Here is a 14,891-nt window from a genome sequence, read left to right on the forward strand (position 1 = left end):
ACGCGGGCGCTGGCCAGCACGCACGGCCAAGGCTATGGGCGCGCCATGACCCAAGCCCCGGATGCCCTTGGCGAAAGCGCCGCGCCCACCCCGTACGACCTGCTGGGCGGGGAAGCCATGGTGCGGGCCTTCTGTGCCCGCTTCTATCACCTGATGGACAGCCTGCCCGGCGCGGCGGCCTGCCGCGCGGTGCATCCGGCGTCCCTCGAACGCGCGGAACAGCGGCTGTATGAATATCTGACCGGGTGGCTCGGCGGACCGCCGCTCTATACCAGCCAATATGGCCATCCCCGCCTGCGCATGCGCCACATGGGTGCCTCCATCGGTGACGAAGAGATAAAGGGCTGGCTGCTGTGCTTTCACCAGGCCTGGGCCGAACACGTTCCGCCTTCCCCGCTTTCCAGCACGATCGTGGAACGGGTGGAAGGGCTGGCCTGGCACATGGCCAACCGCGCCTAACCATCCTGGCGAAAATGCCGGGCAATTGTAAAATCGCTCGCCAAAATCTGTGTGCAGTGCAATAATCACCGAATTGCACGCTGATTTTGGATTCGCCTAAACCACGGCACTGTCGCATCTTTTTGCACTGGGGAGCGCGACCATGGAGCTTTCACCCAAGATCTGGACAGTGCTGCTATGCAGCATTGGCCGCCACCAGCCCAACCGTGGAAAACGCTTTTACGAGGCTGGCGTAGAATATTGCCCGTGCCGCCATTGTGGCCGCCGCCTGCGCCACATGGGCCATCGCGACTGGCGCCCGTAACCCCGTCAGGCGCGCAGCGGCACCAGCTGGTCAAGCGCCGTGGCGAGGCGGTCGATCGCCTGTGGCGTAGCCGTGGCCACACCGAGCAGCAGGCCGGCACGCGGCGGGCCGAGAAATAGCTGCGACAATGGCATCACGCCCAACCCATGCTCGTGCAACGCCTGCGCCAGCGCGGCATCGTCTTGCCCGGCCAAGGGATCGAGCCACAGTGCGAGTTGCAGGCCGCCATCGACCGGCCCGATCTGCCAGCGGCCCCGCGCCATGCCAGCCAACCGTCCGGCCAGGTCCAGCATGCGCTGGTGATAGACCTTGCGCATGCGGCGCACATGGGCGTTGAGATGCCCCTCTGCCAGGAAATCGGCCATCGCCGCCTGCACGTGTATCGGCACCATGCCACCCGACAGGCGCACCGCCGCCTGCATCGGGGCCACCAGGCGCGGTGGCACGATCGCATAGGCGACGCGCAACCCCGGCGCGAGAACCTTGGAAAACGTGCCCAGATAGGCAACGCAGCCGGCATCATCCAATCCCTGAAGGCTGGCCAGCGGGCGTCCGGCATAGTGGAACTCGCTGTCGTAATCATCCTCCACGATCAGGGCGCCGTGACTGGCCGCGCGATCGAGCAGCGCCAGCCGCCGCGACAGGCTCATCGCCGCGCTGGCCGGATACTGGTGCGACGGGGTGACGTGGATCAGTCGCGGCGGCGATGCCTGCGGAGCGCGCGCGGGATCGAGCCCCTCGTCATCCACCGGCACCGGCACCAGCGTGGCACCCGCCCGGCGCAACAGTGCCTGGGCCGTGGCATAGCCGGGGTCTTCCACCCAGGCGGTATCGCCCGGCGTCACGACCAGCCCCGCCAGCAACGCCAGCGCCGCCGCGGTCGACGGCACGATCACCACTTGCGCCGGATCGGCCACCACGGCGCGGCGCCGGCGCACGTGATCGAGCACGGCGGCACGCAGGATCGGCAGTCCCTGGGCATCGGCATAGCCCAGGTCATGGACGCGCAAGGCCCGGGCGCGGGCGCCGAGGCAGCGCGCCCAGGCCGCATGGGGAAACGACGTCAGATCGGGCAGGCCCGGGCGCAGTGGCAGGAAGCGGCTGGGATCTTCCTGGGCCGCGGTAGCCAGGCCCGCAGGTTCTGCCCGCTTTGGCCGGCCCCCTCCGCTCAACGGGGGCGGCGGCAAAGGCGCGACGCGGGTGGCAGAACCGGGCGTGGCATGGACAAAGCCTTCGGCGGCGAGCCGGTCATAGCCGGCCACCACCGTGCTGCGCGCGATGCCCAGCGCCACAGCCAGCGCGCGCGTCGACGGCAAAGGCGCCCCGGCCGGCAGCGTGCCTACCAGGATACGTTCGCGAAACGCCCGATAGACCTGTCCTTCCAGATCGCCCGCAGCGCGGTTCAACACCAGCCAGGTCAGCGGTTCGGCATGCATGCGCGTGCTTTAAGCGGACTGCTCATATTTTGACAAGTGGACCTGATCAACAAACCACCTTGTCGGCAAGACCGGCCTGCCACAGCAAGAGGCCAAAGCGATGACCGAACAGTTTCCCGTCACAGACCGCAGCCGCGTGCGCCGCATGCACGATCGCGCCAGCCATGCCTGGGCCGATGTTCATGCGGTGCTGGATGCCGCGCCCATGTGCCACGTTGGCTATGTGATCGACGGCGCGCCTTATGTGACGCCAACGCTCCACTGGCGGCAGGGCAACCGCGTGTTCTGGCACGGGTCTTCGGCCAGCCGGTTCCTGCGCCAGGCCGAAGGGCAAGCGGTATGCCTGACAGTGAGCCTGATGGATGGCTATGTCCTGGCGCGATCGGCCTACAACCATTCGGTCAACTATCGCAGCGCCATGGTATTTGGCCGCGCCAACAAGATCACCGATGCGCAGGAAAGCGCCGCTGCGCTGCGTCAGATGGTCGACAGCCTGTTCCCCGGCCGGTGGGACACACTGCGCCCGATGACCGCGCAGGAGGCCAAGGCCACGACGGTGATGTGGATGGATATCGCCGAAGCGAGCGTGAAGGACCGCGTCGGCCCACCCGGCGACGCGGAGGAGGCAGACGTGCCAGTCTGGGCCGGCGTCCTGCCCATGCGCACCACCCTCGGCACGCCCGAACCCGCGCCGGAAATGGCAGCGGGGGTGCCGCTACCTGCCGAGCTGGCCGAACTGGTGGCGTCAGGGCTGCTGCGCCCGGCTTAGGCGCAAATTGGGGGCTGTGGCCTGACCGGAAGCAGCGGAAAAACCAGGTAGCGGGACCCCGGACTTGATCCGGGGTCCCGCTATTCTGCTACGGAACTTCGGCCCTACGCCAGCACCCGCTCCACCGTGTTGCAGAAACGGTCCATTTCTTGGGGCGAGCCGATGGTGATGCGCGACCGCGTCGGCCAGATTGACCAGGAGCGACCGATGGCAATGCCCTTGGCCTCGAACGCGGCCTTGATCGGTGCGGCGGGCCGGCCCCAATCGACCATCAGCATGTTGGCGGCGCTGGGCAGCACCGGGAAACCGCGCTGCGTGAGGAAAGCGGCGGTCTTTTCGCGGGTCTGCGTGTTCTGTTCGCGCCGGGCGGTGATCTGGTCCATCCGGCGCAGGCTGGCGCTGGCGCAGGCGAGCGCCGGCACCGGCAGTTGCAGCGTCTGTATCACGCCATCGTACTGCATCAGCTTGGCCTGAAGGTCGGGCCGCGCGATCGAAAGGCCCATGCGCATGCCGGCCATGCCGAAAATCTTGGAGAAGGTACGCAGGATCACCACGTTCTGGCCCTGGCGCACCAGATTCATGCCCGATGCGGCGCCGGAAAAGTGCAGATAGGCTTCATCCAGCAGCAGTACGGCATCCTTGGGCATGGCATTGGCCAGCCACACGATGTCGGCCATCGGAGTCAGCGATCCGGTGGGATTGTTGGGGTTGCAGATGTGATAGAGCCCGGCGTGCGGATTGGCCGCCAGCATGGCACGCACATCGTGGGCCTGGTCGCTGGCGCGCAGCGGCACCTTGGCCACCGGCGCACCGATATAGCCGGCCACCATCCAGGCCACTTCGAACGTGGGATCGGCGGTTAACAACCCGCGCTCTGGGCTGCAAAAGCCTACGACGGCGCGGGCGAGCGGGCTGCCCGATCCCGCCCAAGGCACGACATGATCGGCCCCCACCTGCTCCATCGTCGCGACGGTTTCGATCAGGGCGTCACGCTCACCGGCGGGATCGTAATAGTTGCTGCGGGCAACGGCGGCGCGGGCGGCATCGGTGCCATCGTCGACCGGCCCTTCCCAATATTCGTTGCCGTTGAGGCGGATAGTGCCCGGCGCCACTTTCAGGCCGTTCGCGGCAGAAGCCGCGCTGGGCTGCGGGCCGGCCTGGCCAGCCGGCGCAGCCAAGGCCCGCTCCCCCAGCGCGGCACTGGTGCCAAGGGCGGCGGCGATCTGGAACATGCGCCGACGATCGAGCGGCAGGGCAGCGGAAAAGTCTGTCATGGCGCAGGCATCCTTTGGCAAAAACGCAAGGGAGGCGCGATGGTGCAGTGCCGCGAAGGCGCGGTCAACCGCCGCGTTCAGGATGCGGCGGCATGATGCAGCGGCAGGCTTTCGGCAGACTTGACCGTCTCCATCACGATCGAGGCGCAGACCACGTTCATCTCTATCCGCGAAACCAATGCCTTATACACGCGGTCATAGTCATCAACGCTGGGCAGCACGATGCGCAGCAGGTAATCGATGTTGCCGGTCAGGCGATAGACTTCCATGATTTCGGGAATGCCGGCCACGGCCTGGCGGAACTGCTCGGTCCACGCCGCGCTGTGCGTGCGCACGCTGACCGTGACGAACACCGTGGTCGGCAGCCCCACCTTGGCGCGATCGATCACCGCCACGTTGCGGCGAATATAGCCTGCCTCGCGCAAGTGGGCGATACGACGCGAGCAGGCCGAGGGCGAAAGGTGCACCTTGGCGCCGACATCGGCCAGCGGCGTATCGCTGTCACGCTGCAGAACGTCGAGTATAGCCAGATCACGCGAATTGAGCATACGAAAGACCTCCTGCCACGCAAATGCAGGATAACGCAGCGCTGCGCAACCAGTGTGCAGATTAAGCGGTAATCAGGCGATAGCCCACGCCGGGCTCGTTGCGGATCATGCTCGCTTCAACGTCGCCGTCCTCCAGCTTGCGGCGCACCCCGCGCACGGCGACGCGCAGGTATTCGACATCGTGTTCGTGCCCTGCCCCCCACACCGCACGCAGCAGCGCGGCATGCGATACGACCCGGCCAGGATGGCGGCACAGCTGCGCCAGAAAGCCATATTCCTTGGGCGTCAGATGCACTTCCACCCCATCGCGCAGCACGCGGCGGGCCGCCAGATCCACCGTTACAGCGCCAACCTGGACCACCGGCTCTTCCGCCACGCGGTTGAGCCGCGTGCGGAGGGCCACGCGGATGCGCGCGTGGACTTCGTCGGTGTCGAACGGCTTGGTGACATAGTCATCAGCGCCCAGATCGAGCGCGGCGACCTTTTCATCGGTGGCATCGCGCGCCGACACGATCAGCAGCGCCGCGCCCGTGGCCTTGACCAGCGGGATCAGCTCCAGCCCGTCGCGGTCGGGCAGGCCCAGATCGAGCAGCACCAGATCGGGCTTGTCGATCGCCAGCGCCGCCAGGGCAGCGCGGGCATCGGCCGCCTCGATCACCTCGTGCCCGACGCGGGCCAGGCTGCCGCGCAGCAGGCGGCGGATGGCAGGTTCATCGTCCACCACCAGGACGCGGGTGGCAAGGCTGCTCATTCGGCGCTGATCTTTCGCAACTGGCTTTCCGAGAAATGCAGGGTGAAGCGGGCGCCGGGGCGATCGCTGCGGTTGGCGGCGCTGACATCGATGCCCATCGCGCGGGCAAAACCCCTGACGATGGCCAGGCCCAGGCCGGTGCCGCCCTTGCGATCGGAGCCTTCCACTCTTGTGAAAACTTCAAATATGCGAAGCGACATGCCGGGCGGTAGTCCGGGCCCTTCATCCAGCACCAGCAGGTCGAGCCCATCGGAACGGCGCTGGGCGGATAAAACGATTGCCCCTTCTTCCCCGCCATGGCGCACCGCGTTTTCGATCAGGTTGATCAGGCAATGGTGGAACAGGCGCGGATCGACCATCACCAGCGGCAGATCGGGGGCGATATCCATCGTCACGGCGCGGGTGCCAAGCGTGCGGCGCAGATCGTGCACCGCGCTGGCCACCGCCTCGGCCAGGTCCACAGCCTCGGGCCGCAAGGCGATGGCGCCTGCCTCGATCCGCACCATGTCGAGCAGGTTGGCGATGAAGCGTTGCAACCGTTCCGCCTCGGCCCGGGCGGTAGCGAGGATCGGCACTTGCTCGGGATTGGCGGGCGTGAGTTCGCGCAGCGTGCCGACCACGGCGGTGAGCGGGGTGCGTAGATCGTGGCTGATCGAAGACAACAGCGCGGCGCGCAGCCGGTCGCGCTCTTCCAGCTGGCGCACGCCGGCCATGTCGTGTTCAAGCCGGATGCGTTCGAGCGCGAGGCCGGCTTGGTCTGCCAGGCTGCCCAGCAGCGGGAGGCGATCGCTGCGCACCGGGGCGCTGGCATCGCCCCGCGCCAGGCCGAGCACCGCCAACGGCGCCCCGCCGGCCGAAAGCGGGGTAAACAGCCATTCCGACGCAGTGAGCGTGCCCGACCCGCGCCCGGCCGGCTGCGCGCGATCGAACGCCCACTGCGCCGCGGCGAAATCGAGCACTTCCAGCCGGTGCTCGGGCGGAAAGGCGGCGGCTACGGCAAGCTTGCCGTCTTCAGGCAGCAGCATCAGGGCATGAGCATCGAGCAGGCGGGATGCCTCTGCACAGAGCACGCGGCCCAGTTCCTCGGCCGTGGTCACCCCGGTGAGCAACCGCGCAAAACCAGCGAGCGCCGCACTGGTGCGGGCACTGGCGCCCGCGAGCAACGCCTGCTGCCGCAGTCGCGCGGCAAGCTGGCTGCTGACCGCCGCCACTGCCACCAACACCAGCACGGTGATGATGTTCTGCGGATCGGCGATCGTGAACGTGCCGGTCGGCGGAATGAAGAAGAAGTTGTAGGCCAGCGAGGCGACCAGGCCGGTGATCACCCCGGTGGCGAGGCCATAGCGCGTGGCGGCGAGCATCACCGGCAGGAAATAGAGCAGCGCGACGTTGGTGATCGGCGCGGCGGCAAACAGCAGGCGGCCCAGTGCGGTAACCAGCGCCGTGGCGCCCAGCGCCGGCACCAGGCCACGCACCAACGGCCCCCAGCCCCAAGCCGCGATCGGCGCGCGGTCCAGTGCGATACGCGCCTGCGCGCCGTGGGCCACGGGCACCTGCTGCAGGGCAAGATCGGGCAAGCGCCGCGCCAGGGTATCGACCGTAAGCCGGCGTTGCCAGGCAAAGCGGCGCGGGCGCGGCGCGCCAACCACCAGCAGGGTGGTACGGGTATCGGCAGCGGCCTGTTGCAGGCCATCGACCACCCCTGCGGCGGGCAACGCCAGAACCTGGCCGCCAAGCTGGGTGGCTAGGTGCATCGCCTCGGCCAGGCGGGCATTGGCCTGCGCGCTGCGTTCGCCCGGTGTTTCGATGTGCACCGCCGTCCACGGTGCGCGCAGGGCATCGGCGAGGCGGCGGCCGGCGCGCACCACGTCGCTGGCCGCATCATGGCTACCCACGGCCACCAGCACGCGATCGGCCGTGGCCCAGGTGCCAGCGAGCGCCTGGGCGCGGACATCGTCGAGCATCTGCGCATCGACCGCCTGGGCCGCGCGGCGCAGCACGAGTTCGCGCAGGGCCGAAAGGTTCGACCGGGAGAAGAAATGGTGCAGCGCGCGCGCCGCCTCGTGCGGGACATAGACCTTGCCCGCGCGCAACCGCTCGATCAGTTCATCGGGCGGGGTATCGACCACCTCGATCTCCGCCCGGTCGAGCAGGCGATCGGGCACGGTTTCGCGCACCCGCACATGGGTAAACGAAGCGACGACATCGTTGAGGCTTTCTAGATGCTGGATGTTGAGCGTGGACCACACGTCGATCCCGGCGGCGAGGATTTCCTCGACATCCTGCCAGCGCTTGTCGTGCCGGCTGCCCGGCGCGTTGGCATGGGCGAGTTCGTCCACCAGCACGAGCGCGGGCTTGCGCTCGAGAATGGCGTCGAGGTCCATTTCCAGCAGGGTATGGCCGCGATGGGCCACCTCTTTGCGCGGCAGTACCGAGAGCGGGCGCAGCCGTGCCTCGGTCTCGACCCGACCATGGGTTTCGACCACGCCCACCACCACATCCACCCCGGCACGCGCCTGGCCAAGCGCGTCGTCGAGCATTTCGCAGGTCTTGCCAACGCCAGGAGCCGCCCCAAGGAAAACCTTGAGGCGGCCTGAGGTTTCCTGCTCGGCAAGGCGCAGCAGGGCTTCGGGATCGGGGCGTGCCGGCGTCATCAATGCCCTTGTGCGCGCGCCGACGTGGCTTCGTCCAGTGCCCTGTTGAGCGCCAGAACATTGACCCGCGGTTCGCCCAGCAGGCCCAGCAGCGGCTGCTCCACCTGCGCCTCTACCAGTTCATGCACCTTTTCCGGGGCCAGGCTGCGGGCGGCGGCCACGCGGTTTACCTGAGAAAAGGCTGCCTCGGGGCTGATATGGGGGTCAAGCCCCGAGGCAGAGGTGGTCACCAGGTCAGGCGGAACGGGAGAGCCTGGTGAAGAGGCGGCAAAGTCCTTGACCGCGCCCGCGACGCGATCGTGCAAGGTTTGCGAGAACGGCGCGAGGTTGGACCCGGCAGAGGCCGAGGCATCGTAGCCATTGCTGCCAGCAGCCGAGGGCCGGCCATGGAAGTAGCGGGCGCTGGTAAAGGCCTGGCCGATCAGGTCAGAGCCGATGACCTGGCCGTGGTCGGTGATCAGGCTGCCATTGGCGGCCCAGGGAAAGGCGGCCTGGGCCACGGCGGTGATGGCGGCGGGGTATGCCAGGCCAAGCAGGCCGGCAAACAGCCCGGTCATCATCAGCGAGGGACGCACCGCAGCGACGAGTTCCCGATTGATTACAGACGACATGAGCGAAATCCCTTAGGCAAGATGCAGAGCGGCGACGAGCATATCGATCGCCTTGATCCCGACGAACGGCGCGATGAGCCCGCCCACGCCAAAGACCGCCAGGTTGCGGGCAAGCAGCGCGCCAGCCCCGACCGGACGATAGCGCACGCCCTTGAGCGCCAGCGGCACCAGCGCGGGAATGATCAGGGCGTTGAACATGATCGCCGACAGGATCGCGCTTTGCGGCGTGGCCAGGTGCATCACGTTGAGCACCGAGAGCTGCGGATAGAGCACCAGGAACATCGCCGGGATAATGGCGAAGTACTTGGCCACGTCATTCGCCACCGAGAACGTGGTGAGTGCGCCGCGCGTCATCAGCAGCTGCTTGCCCAGCCCGACGATCTCGATCAGCTTGGTCGGATCGCTATCGAGATCGACCATGTTGCCCGCTTCGCGCGCAGCCTGGGTGCCGGTGTTCATCGCCACGCCCACGTCGGCCTGGGCCAGGGCGGGCGCATCGTTGGTGCCATCGCCGCACATCGCCACCAGGCGGCCGCCCTGCTGCTCGCGCCGGATCAGGGCGAGCTTGTCTTCGGGCGTTGCCTCGGCCAGGAAATCGTCGACGCCGGATTCAGCGGCAATGGCAGCGGCGGTGAGCGGATTGTCGCCCGTGATCATCACGGTGCGGATGCCCATCTTGCGCAGTTCGGCAAAGCGTTCGCGGATGCCGGCCTTGATCACGTCCTTGAGCGCGACGATCCCCAGCAACGTGCCGTTTTCAGCAACCGCCAGCGGGGTCTGCCCCTGGCGCGCCACGTCTTCGGCAATGCGCCGCAGTTCGGCCGCCGCCGTGCCGCGTGCCGCATCGGGAACGCTGCGCAGGATCGCATCGACCGCGCCCTTGGTCACCACGTGGCCATTGTTATCAAGGCCAGAGATGCGGGTCTGCGCGGTGAAGGGAATGACTTCGGCACCGGCAGGCACGTCGGGCACTTCCAGGCTGTGCGCTTCCTGCGCCAGGCGCAGGATCGAGCGGCCTTCGGGCGTTTCATCGGCCAGGCTGGCCATGAGCGCGGCGCGCGCCAGGGTGGCCGGAGCCGTGCCAGCCAAGGGCAGGAAGTTGCTGGCCTGGCGATCGCCAACAGTGATCGTGCCGGTCTTGTCGAGCAGCAGGACGTCGATATCGCCGGCCGCTTCCACCGCGCGGCCCGACTTGGCGAGCACGTTGAACTGCACCAGGCGGTCCATCCCGGCGATGCCGATGGCCGAAAGCAGCGCAGCGATCGTCGTCGGGATCAGCGTGATCAGCAGGGCGGCCAGCACCGCTACGGGGATCTGCCCCCCGGCATAGCGGGCAAAGGCGGGAATGGTGGCGACCGCGATCAGGAAGATGATCGTGAGACCGACGAGCAGGATGGTGAGCGCGATCTCGTTCGGGGTCTTCTGGCGCTGGGCGCCTTCAACCAGGGCGATCATGCGATCGAGAAAGCCCTGCCCGGCTTCCTGCGTCACCCGCACGGTGATCTCGTCAGACAGCACGCGGGTGCCGGCGGTGACGGCCGAACGGTCGCCTCCTGCTTCGCGGATCACCGGCGCGCTTTCGCCGGTGATGGCCGCTTCGTTGACCGAGGCGACGCCGGCGATCACTTCGCCATCGGCGGGGATCAGCTCGCCAGCGGCGACCATGACGACCGCGCCTTTTTGGAGGGTGGCAGCCGAAACCTTGCTGCCATCGGGCAGACGGGCCACCAGGTCAGACCGCGTGGCGCGCAGCGAGGCGGCCTGGGCGCGGCCGCGCCCTTCGGCCAGGCTTTCGGCAAAGGTGCCGAACAGCACTGTCAGCCACAGCCAGACGATCAGCTGGATCTGAAAGCCCAGCGACAGGCCGGTGTTGCCCACGAACAGCAGCACGGTAAGCAGCAGCGCGGCGACGGCAGTGGTGAACAGCACCGGGTTGCGCACCAGCTGGGCGGGATGCAGCTTGCGCAGCGCGCCACCCAGCGCCGGTACGACCAGTTCGGCCGAAAACATCGAGGTAGGTTGGGACACGGCAGGTATCCTCAGTAAAGCAGGCCGGCAGCGCCGGTGAGATGATCGGCCACCGGGCCAAGCGCGAGCGAAGGCAGGAAGGTAAGGCCACCGACGATCAGGATCGTGGCGACCAGCAGGCCAATCCACAGGCCACCCGTGGTCGGGAACGAACCCGGCCCGGCCGGCGTGTGCTTGCGGCTGGCAAGGCTGCCGGCAATCGCCAGCACCGGGATCACGACCAGGAAGCGGCCAAGCCACATCGCCACGCCCAGCAGGCCGTTGTAGAACGGGGTGCCGGCAGTCAGCCCGGCAAAGGCCGAACCGTTGTTGGCCGTGGCCGAAGTGAAGGCATAAAGGATTTCGGAAAAGCCATGCGGCCCCTTGGCCAGCGGCCCGGCAAGGCCCGCCGGTAGGACCACGGCCACGGCAGTCAGCCCCAGGATGCACAGCGGCAGGATGACAATGGCGAGCACCGCCAGCTTCACCTCGCGCGCTTCCACCTTCTTGCCCACGTATTCCGGGGTGCGGCCTACCATGAGACCAGCCAGGAACACTGCCAGCACGGCAAACAGCAGGAAGCCATAGATGCCCGAGCCCACGCCACCGATGACGATTTCGCCCAGTTGCATGTTGAACAGCGGCACCAGGCCACCGAGCGCGGTGAAACTGTCATGCATGGCGTTGACCGCGCCGCACGAAGCCGCCGTGGTCACAGCCGCGAACAGCGCGCTGGCCGCCGCGCCAAAGCGCACTTCCTTGCCTTCCATGTTGGCGCCCATCACGCCCAGGTGATGCAGCATCGGGTTGCCGGCAGCTTCACGCCACCACGCGAACGAGGCACCGGCCACGAACAGCAGCAGCATGGCCCACAGGATCGCCCAGCCCTGGCGCGTGTTGCCCACGGCCTTGCCGAACGTATAAGTCAGCCCGGCGCCCAGCGCGAAGATCGACAGCATCTGGACGAAATCGACCAGCGCGGTGGGATTTTCGAAGGGATGGGCCGAGTTGGCATTGTAGAAGCCGCCACCGTTGGTGCCGAGCATCTTGATCGCTTCCTGCGAGGCGACCGGGCCAACCACGATGGCCTGGTGCGCGCCTTCCAACGTCTTGGCATCGATCAGGCTGGCAAAGGTCTGCGGCACGCCGCTGGCCACCAGATAGAGCGCATAGACGATGCACGCCGGCAGCAACACATAGAGCGTCACGCGGGTGAGATCGGCCCAGAAGTTGCCCAAGTGGCGGGTTTCGGCGCGGGCAAAGCCACGGAACAGGGCAAAGGCCACGGCAATGCCGGTGGCTGCCGAAAGGAAGTTGTGAATGGTCAGGCCGAGCATCTGCGACAGGTTCGACAGCACCGTTTCACCGGCATACCACTGCCAGTTGGTGTTGGTGACGAAGGCAATCGCGGTGTTCATCGCTCCGTCGGGCGACAGGCCGGCAAGGCCGCGCGGGTTCATCGGCAAGCTGCCCTGAAGCCGCAGCACGGCGTAGGTAAAGATCACCGTGACGACCTGGAACAGCATCAGGTGCACGGCATATTGCCGCCAGTCCTGCTCCTGGTTCGGGTTGATGCCGGCGACACGGTAGAATGCGCGCTCGACCGGGCCGAGCACGCGGTGCAGCGGCGTGGTGCGGCCTTCATAGACGGCAAACAGCCAGAGGCCGAATGGCTTGGCCATCAGGGCGACCAGCGCGGTGAATACCAGGATCAGGCCAAAGCCCGACGCAAGGGTGGCAGATGTCATTGCACGGCCCCCATCAGAAACGTTCGGGCCGCAGAAGCACGGCCACGAGATAGACAAGCAGGCCCGCCGCGACGAGCGCAGCGAGCATTTCGGGAATGGTCATCGGAGTGTTCCTCAGGCCCCGTGGTGCCGGAGCCAAAGCTTCAGGCCTTGTCGCACAGGGCAACGGCGGCGAGCGTGATACCGAACAGGCCGGCAAGGATGGCCAGCCAGACTAGATCAGTCATTATGCGCGATCCTTTCGCGACACGGGCAGCCAGGCGCGCGGCGGGCGCGGCTGCAACCGGAACAGGCCAGCCCCGCCGATGCCCAGGCCCAGCCCGGCCCAGAGCGCGGCCACGATCAGCAGCGCGACGAGCAGCGCCAGCGGGCCGGGATGGCCGTTTTCCGCGTGTTCAACCTGGGCCAGGCCCCGGGCAAGCAAGGGGACGGCGGCCAACGCGGCCAGCCCTGCGAGGCGCAACCCCATATCGCGTCCGCGCGGCCCCACAGATCGATAGTCCATGATCAGCTCCTTGGCTGTGAGATGGCGTCGATGTGGGCCTTGTGGCCGTTAAGGTTCCACGGCTCGGTGCGCGCAGGGCATAAGGATTCCGTAAAGACCGCCTGGCTTGACCGTGGCACGCTTTGGCGTCAATGTAATGGTATCACATTACATTTATCGAGATGCCATGATCACCTCCCTGCCCCGCCATCCCGCCATCGCCTGCGCTCCATGCGAAGCGGTGCTGGCACAGATTCACCAGCCTGCGGTGCAGCTCGCCCTGTGGCAGCGGCCCCGCCCGGCAGCGCTGGCCTGGCTAGACGGGATCGACCTTGCGGCGATTGCCGATATCGACTGCTGGATCGATGCACCATTTCGGGCAGATGCGGTGGGCAAGCAGCTGCATGCCGCAGGATTTCCGGCGCAACCGGCCACGGCCGCGCTGACCGCCGACATCGTGCGGCAGATGCGCGGTTTTGCCGCGATAACGCACAGCCCGCGCCTGCGCCTGCGCCTCGATGTGGTGGAAACCGATGCCTGCCGCCGCTTCCACATGGACTATGTCAGCGTGCGGCTGCTGCTGCCGCTGGTCGGGCCAGGCACGCAGTGGGTCATGACCGATGCGCCGCCACACGCCCCGGTGCAGCAGTTGCAGCCGGGCCACGTTGGCCTGTTCAAGGGGCGGCTGGCGGTGGCAGAGCCGGCCGTCCTTCACCGCTCTCCGCCGATCGCCGGCACGGGGCAGCGGCGGCTATTGCTGGTGCTCGACCCACTGGATCATACCGCCAATGATCAGCTTTCCGGCCGGGCGGCATAGCGCCGCGCCAGGGTGGCGCAGACGAACAGCTGCGCCTGGTGGAATAGCATCAGCGGCAGGACAATGAGGCTGACGGCGTGGCCGGCGAACAGGATCGTCGCCATGGGGATGCCGCTCGCCATGCTCTTCTTCGATCCGCAGAACACGATGGTAATCTCGTCTTCGGTGTTGAAGCCCAGCTTGCGGCTGGCAAGCGTGGTGGCGACAATGACCAGTGCCAGGATCAGCAGATCGAGCACCAGCACGATCAGCAGATCCGCCGGAGCCAGACGGGTCCACACACCCGCCACCATGCCCGCGCTGAACGCGGCATAGACCACCAGCAGGATCGACCCGCGATCGACATAGCTGACGATCTTCTTGTGGCGGACCAGCCAATCGCCGATGAACGGCCGCGCCACCTGCCCGGCCACGAAGGGCAGCAGGATCTGCATGGCGATGGTTTCCAGCGAATGGGCGGAAAAGCCACCGCTGGCCGAGGTGGGCAGCAGCAGCGCGGTGAGCACCGGGGTGAGCGCCACGCCGACGAGGTTGGACAGCGACGCACTGCACAGCGCCGCAGGCACGTTGCCCCGCGCGATGGAGGTGAAGGCGATCGAGGACTGCACGGTCGACGGCAGCACGCACAGGAACAGCAGGCCCACGGCAATATCGGGCGCGACCAGCCCGCCGATGAGGTGGACGACGCCCAGCCCGATCAGCGGAAACAGCACGAAGGTGCTGGCGAAGACCAGCGCCTGCAGCCGCCAATGGGCGATGCCCTGCCACACCGCCTGGGGCGCCAGCCGCGCGCCATAGAGAAAGAACAGCAGCGCAACAGCAGCGGTCACCGCCACGTCGGCCACGGCGACCCCGGCGCCATGCGCGGGAAACACCGCCGCAATCGCGATCGTGCCGATCAGCAGCAGCAGATATGGATCGATCAGAGTGCGCAGCTTGCCCATGGGCGGCGTGTCCTTGCCAAAAATGTCAGCCTGCACCTAGGGCTCTGCGTGGCCATGCACAATCATGATCATCGCGATAACAGTC

General features: G+C 67.2%; 14 protein-coding genes. 3 read left to right on the forward strand and 11 right to left on the reverse strand.

What is annotated here, in order from left to right:
- Nucleotides 1-45: 45 nt before the first annotated feature.
- Nucleotides 46-459 carry a group II truncated hemoglobin gene (locus ABIC78_RS07445; RefSeq protein ID WP_168351006.1) on the forward strand — a complete coding sequence of 138 codons (414 nt, stop codon included), beginning with the start codon at nucleotides 46-48 and terminating at the stop codon, nucleotides 457-459.
- A gap of 309 nt (nucleotides 460-768) precedes the next feature.
- Here the strand turns inward: ABIC78_RS07445 and pdxR are convergent, their stop codons facing one another.
- Entirely contained in the window at nucleotides 769-2,199 is a 1,431-nt protein-coding gene (pdxR, locus tag ABIC78_RS07450; protein ID WP_354488617.1) for a MocR-like pyridoxine biosynthesis transcription factor PdxR, read from the reverse strand.
- Between the two features lie 100 nt (nucleotides 2,200-2,299).
- Here pdxR and ABIC78_RS07455 point away from each other — a divergent pair, with 100 nt between their 5' ends.
- Nucleotides 2,300-2,968, forward strand: a complete 669-nt coding sequence (locus tag ABIC78_RS07455) for a pyridoxamine 5'-phosphate oxidase family protein (protein WP_354488619.1) — start codon at nucleotides 2,300-2,302, stop codon at nucleotides 2,966-2,968.
- 104 nt (nucleotides 2,969-3,072) lie between these two features.
- Here the strand turns inward: ABIC78_RS07455 and ABIC78_RS07460 are convergent, their stop codons facing one another.
- The 9 genes from ABIC78_RS07460 to ABIC78_RS07500 all read right to left on the reverse strand — a co-directional run bounded on the left by ABIC78_RS07460 (nucleotide 3,073) and on the right by ABIC78_RS07500 (nucleotide 13,066).
- Nucleotides 3,073-4,242, reverse strand: coding sequence for a pyridoxal phosphate-dependent aminotransferase (locus ABIC78_RS07460; protein ID WP_354488621.1), 1,170 nt, complete (start codon nucleotides 4,240-4,242; stop codon nucleotides 3,073-3,075).
- 77 nt (nucleotides 4,243-4,319) lie between these two features.
- On the reverse strand, nucleotides 4,320-4,790 hold the full coding sequence (locus ABIC78_RS07465; RefSeq protein WP_171792225.1) for an Lrp/AsnC family transcriptional regulator: 471 nt from the start codon (nucleotides 4,788-4,790) through the stop codon (nucleotides 4,320-4,322).
- Between the two features lie 61 nt (nucleotides 4,791-4,851).
- Nucleotides 4,852-5,541 carry a response regulator gene (locus ABIC78_RS07470; RefSeq protein WP_168351002.1) on the reverse strand — a complete coding sequence of 230 codons (690 nt, stop codon included), beginning with the start codon at nucleotides 5,539-5,541 and terminating at the stop codon, nucleotides 4,852-4,854.
- Nucleotides 5,538-8,195: a DUF4118 domain-containing protein gene (locus ABIC78_RS07475; RefSeq protein WP_354488624.1), complete on the reverse strand. Its 2,658-nt coding sequence runs from the start codon at nucleotides 8,193-8,195 to the stop codon at nucleotides 5,538-5,540. Before ABIC78_RS07475 ends, ABIC78_RS07470 begins: the two co-directional genes overlap by 4 nt.
- The gene (gene kdpC, locus ABIC78_RS07480; protein ID WP_022675161.1) at nucleotides 8,195-8,806 is read right to left on the reverse strand and encodes a potassium-transporting ATPase subunit KdpC; all 612 of its coding nucleotides are present in this window, start codon (nucleotides 8,804-8,806) and stop codon (nucleotides 8,195-8,197) included. The genes ABIC78_RS07475 and kdpC overlap by 1 nt, the downstream gene beginning before the upstream one ends.
- A gap of 12 nt (nucleotides 8,807-8,818) precedes the next feature.
- Nucleotides 8,819-10,816 (reverse strand): potassium-transporting ATPase subunit KdpB, encoded by a 1,998-nt coding sequence (gene kdpB, locus ABIC78_RS07485; protein WP_354488838.1) that lies wholly within the window; start codon nucleotides 10,814-10,816, stop codon nucleotides 8,819-8,821.
- 29 nt (nucleotides 10,817-10,845) lie between these two features.
- A complete protein-coding gene (gene kdpA, locus ABIC78_RS07490; protein ID WP_062784480.1) occupies nucleotides 10,846-12,561 on the reverse strand; it encodes a potassium-transporting ATPase subunit KdpA in 1,716 nt (571 codons plus the stop codon).
- 13 nt (nucleotides 12,562-12,574) lie between these two features.
- A complete protein-coding gene (gene kdpF / locus ABIC78_RS07495) occupies nucleotides 12,575-12,664 on the reverse strand; it encodes a K(+)-transporting ATPase subunit F (RefSeq protein ID WP_022675158.1) in 90 nt (29 codons plus the stop codon).
- Nucleotides 12,665-12,787: 123 nt separating this feature from the next.
- Nucleotides 12,788-13,066, reverse strand: a complete 279-nt coding sequence (locus ABIC78_RS07500; RefSeq protein WP_157088888.1) for a hypothetical protein — start codon at nucleotides 13,064-13,066, stop codon at nucleotides 12,788-12,790.
- Nucleotides 13,067-13,232: 166 nt separating this feature from the next.
- Between ABIC78_RS07500 and ABIC78_RS07505 the strand changes: the two genes are divergently transcribed.
- A complete protein-coding gene (locus ABIC78_RS07505; protein ID WP_354488628.1) occupies nucleotides 13,233-13,862 on the forward strand; it encodes a DUF1826 domain-containing protein in 630 nt (209 codons plus the stop codon).
- Here ABIC78_RS07505 and ABIC78_RS07510 read toward each other — a convergent pair.
- Nucleotides 13,838-14,806, reverse strand: coding sequence for a bile acid:sodium symporter family protein (locus ABIC78_RS07510; RefSeq protein ID WP_354488840.1), 969 nt, complete (start codon nucleotides 14,804-14,806; stop codon nucleotides 13,838-13,840). The genes ABIC78_RS07505 and ABIC78_RS07510 overlap by 25 nt on opposite strands.
- Nucleotides 14,807-14,891: the final 85 nt, after the last annotated feature.

The sequence above is a fragment of the Novosphingobium sp. 1529 genome (assembly GCF_040544855.1).
Taxonomy (GTDB): Bacteria; Pseudomonadota; Alphaproteobacteria; order Sphingomonadales; family Sphingomonadaceae; genus Novosphingobium; species Novosphingobium capsulatum.

What these genes read in the sequence shown, in the direction of transcription:
- ABIC78_RS07445 (WP_168351006.1), top strand. Translation starts at nt 46, where the DNA reads ATGACCCAAGCCCCGGATGCCCTTGGCGAAAGCGCCGCGCCCACCCCG.
- pdxR (WP_354488617.1), bottom strand. Translation starts at nt 2,199, where the DNA reads ATGCATGCCGAACCGCTGACCTGGCTGGTGTTGAACCGCGCTGCGGGC.
- ABIC78_RS07455 (WP_354488619.1), top strand. Translation starts at nt 2,300, where the DNA reads ATGACCGAACAGTTTCCCGTCACAGACCGCAGCCGCGTGCGCCGCATG.
- ABIC78_RS07460 (WP_354488621.1), bottom strand. Translation starts at nt 4,242, where the DNA reads ATGACAGACTTTTCCGCTGCCCTGCCGCTCGATCGTCGGCGCATGTTC.
- ABIC78_RS07465 (WP_171792225.1), bottom strand. Translation starts at nt 4,790, where the DNA reads ATGCTCAATTCGCGTGATCTGGCTATACTCGACGTTCTGCAGCGTGAC.
- ABIC78_RS07470 (WP_168351002.1), bottom strand. Translation starts at nt 5,541, where the DNA reads ATGAGCAGCCTTGCCACCCGCGTCCTGGTGGTGGACGATGAACCTGCC.
- ABIC78_RS07475 (WP_354488624.1), bottom strand. Translation starts at nt 8,195, where the DNA reads ATGACGCCGGCACGCCCCGATCCCGAAGCCCTGCTGCGCCTTGCCGAG.
- kdpC (WP_022675161.1), bottom strand. Translation starts at nt 8,806, where the DNA reads ATGTCGTCTGTAATCAATCGGGAACTCGTCGCTGCGGTGCGTCCCTCG.
- kdpB (WP_354488838.1), bottom strand. Translation starts at nt 10,816, where the DNA reads ATGTTTTCGGCCGAACTGGTCGTACCGGCGCTGGGTGGCGCGCTGCGC.
- kdpA (WP_062784480.1), bottom strand. Translation starts at nt 12,561, where the DNA reads ATGACATCTGCCACCCTTGCGTCGGGCTTTGGCCTGATCCTGGTATTC.
- kdpF (WP_022675158.1), bottom strand. Translation starts at nt 12,664, where the DNA reads ATGACCATTCCCGAAATGCTCGCTGCGCTCGTCGCGGCGGGCCTGCTT.
- ABIC78_RS07500 (WP_157088888.1), bottom strand. Translation starts at nt 13,066, where the DNA reads ATGGACTATCGATCTGTGGGGCCGCGCGGACGCGATATGGGGTTGCGC.
- ABIC78_RS07505 (WP_354488628.1), top strand. Translation starts at nt 13,233, where the DNA reads ATGATCACCTCCCTGCCCCGCCATCCCGCCATCGCCTGCGCTCCATGC.
- ABIC78_RS07510 (WP_354488840.1), bottom strand. Translation starts at nt 14,806, where the DNA reads ATGGGCAAGCTGCGCACTCTGATCGATCCATATCTGCTGCTGCTGATC.